This is a genomic window from Kluyvera sp. EC_51 (assembly GCF_019584505.1).
In the GTDB taxonomy this organism is placed as follows: Bacteria; Pseudomonadota; Gammaproteobacteria; order Enterobacterales; family Enterobacteriaceae; genus Kluyvera; species Kluyvera sichuanensis.
Window position 1 is genome coordinate 1 of record NZ_VDAG01000109.1, and the last position, 2,569, is coordinate 2,569.

Here is a 2,569-nt window from a genome sequence, read left to right on the forward strand (position 1 = left end):
TGGACTGTATGCACGAACCCCCCGTTCAGTCCGACTGCTGCGCCTGTTCCGGTAACTATCGACTTGAGTCCAACCCGGAAAGACATGCAAAAGCGCCACTGGCAGCAGCCACTGGTAACTGATTTAGAGGAGTTAGTCTTGAAGTTATGTGCCAGTTAAGGCTAAACTGAAAGAACAGATTTGGTTACTGCGCTCCTCTTAAGCCAGTTACCGCGGTTCAAAGAGTTGCTGCTCTGAGAACCTTCGAAAAACCGCCTTGCTGGGCGGTTTTTTCGTTTACAGAGCAAGAGATTACGACGGCACAGAAAGGATCTCAAGAAGATCCTTCACCATAATGGAAATCTATCCCACCCGAGCATATAGGATGCACATCGTTATAAAACATCGGATATTATGCATCCCAACTAAAAATAAGCTCGAGGATAAAAAATGAGTTCAATGGTTTACTGCCGAGGATGCGGCAAGGAAATACACGAAACAGCAAAGTCATGCCCACACTGCGGAGCCACAAACGCCTCTTCAGGTTCAGGTGAAAAAAGTAGAATCGCAGCCGCGCTATTAGCATTCTTCCTTGGTGGATTTGGCGTACATAAATTTTACTTAGGTAAAATAGGACAGGGATTCCTGTATCTAATTTTTTGCTGGACATTCATCCCCGCGATCATCGCGTTTATTGAGTTTATTATTTATCTATGCGATTCCGATGAAAAATTCGCACGAAAATATGGCTGACTCATAGCAAAAAAGCCCTGCGGGGCTTTTTTTATACCTGCCAATCAGCTGAATTTACCATAACATCCGTTGTCTGCACCCTCTGAGAGGCTCTCAGGACGTTTCTGACGACTGTACGGTAAAACAGGTAACAAACCACCCGAAAAGCCGCCAGAAACGTGCTAGGTAAATTTTAACGCCATGCATGACTATGCACCAGAATGACGGCATCCTGTTTTCACATCAAAATCATCACAAGACACGGAAAAACACACATGAACCGCCAGGAATCCGCCGTTCTCAACATGGCTAAATTTATCCGCGCCCAGACACTCCTCCTGCTGGAAAGAATTGACCTGCTCGACTTCGATGACGAAGCGACAGACTGCGAACAGCTGCATGAGCAGGCCGAAGCGCTTTACCGGAAGCTCAGCGCCCGACTGGAATCAGACATAACGGCTTAGCCTTTCCGTCGCCTGCATCATGGCATCCACATCATCTTTTGAGAGATCTTCATCCTCCAGCCGTCGCTCAAGGATGAACGGACACGAAATTTATTACGGGTCGTGAGGCGCTCAGTATGAAAGAAAAATGCAGACAAGACAGACTGGAACGATAAGCAAGCAGTGACGAGATTAAAAATCAGGATAACCAGAGACGGTATTTACGAGACTCAGGGAGGTAATCAATACGGTTAAATGCCCCGGGATATAATGCACTAACGACACGCCAGAAATGTATCTGGGTCAACTCATCTGCCCCACCTTCCCTGAAGTCAGAAAGTACCTCGTCGTAAATACGTCCTTCCTCGCGTCCTTGGCAAGGCGATCAGTACACCCTCCGAAAATCAAAATATCAATAAACACGAAGCCCCTTCCGGTAAGAAAAAAAACCGGCACGGGGGCCGGTAATACTGTGAAAAACAGCCCGCTTTAGCATCGCGGTTAACAGTGACATGTTATGCCCTTTAGTAGAGATATAAGCACCCACCAAAACTAGGAGGAACAGAAATAGCAGACGGGCGCACCCATGCAGAAAGCTATGTACCCCCGCAGCGTTCCAGCAGTAGCCGGTGCTCATCCTCCGTCACCCACATGGTGAGCATCTTGTTCCGTTTCTCGGACAAACCAGTCTCCTGATAACGCCGTGACGGGCGGGAAAAGCTTTCCCGGTCAGCGCGGGGTTGGACAAGCCGCAGGCGCGTCAGGCTGTTGGCGGGTTTCGGGGCGCAGCCCTGAACCAGTCACGTAGCGCTAGCGGAGTGTATACTGGCTTAGTATGTTACGACGGGGTGGGGGTTCAGGAAAGTGCTTCATGTGGCAGGAGAAAAATGCAGCAGCGGAGCGTCAGCAGAATATGTGATACAGGATATATTCCGCTTCCTCGCTCACTGACTCGCTGCGCTCGGTCGTTCGGCTGCGGCGAGCGGTACCAACTTACAGGCGGAGCGGAAATTTCCTGGGAGATGCCAGGAAGAAGCTTAGCGGAGAAGCGATAAGGCCACGGCGAGGCCGTTTTTCCATAGGCTCCGCCCCCCTGACAAGCATCACAAAATCTGACGCTCAAATCAGTGGTGGCGAAACCCGACAGGACTATAAAGATCCCAGGCGTTTCCCCCTGGTGGCTCCCTCGTGCGCTCTCCTGTTCCTGCCTTTCGGTTTACCGGTGTCACTCCGCTGTTATGGCCGCGGTCTCTCATTCCACGCCTGACACTCAGTTCCGGGAAGGCAGTTCGCTCCAAGCTGGACTGTATGCACGAACCCCCCGTTCAGTCCGACTGCTGCGCCTGTTCCGGTAACTATCGACTTGAGTCCAACCCGGAAAGACATGCAAAAGCGCCACTGGCAGCAGCCACTGG

Annotated in this window: 4 protein-coding genes; all 4 read left to right on the forward strand. The window is 50.6% G+C overall.

Annotation, left to right across the window (positions count from 1 at the left end):
* The first annotated feature begins 8 nt into the window (after positions 1-8).
* Positions 9-122: a hypothetical protein gene (locus FHC49_RS24810; RefSeq protein WP_001517211.1), complete on the forward strand. Its 114-nt coding sequence runs from the start codon at positions 9-11 to the stop codon at positions 120-122.
* A gap of 307 nt (positions 123-429) precedes the next feature.
* Positions 430-732 (forward strand): TM2 domain-containing protein, encoded by a 303-nt coding sequence (locus FHC49_RS21480; RefSeq protein WP_023207139.1) that lies wholly within the window; start codon positions 430-432, stop codon positions 730-732.
* A 254-nt stretch (positions 733-986) separates the two neighbouring features.
* Complete coding sequence (locus tag FHC49_RS21485) at positions 987-1,175, forward strand: Rop family plasmid primer RNA-binding protein (RefSeq protein WP_024157497.1); 189 nt, start codon at positions 987-989, stop codon at positions 1,173-1,175.
* Between the two features lie 1,287 nt (positions 1,176-2,462).
* The coding region (locus FHC49_RS24815; protein WP_370631786.1) for a replication initiation protein at positions 2,463-2,569 on the forward strand (107 nt) is incomplete at its 3' end.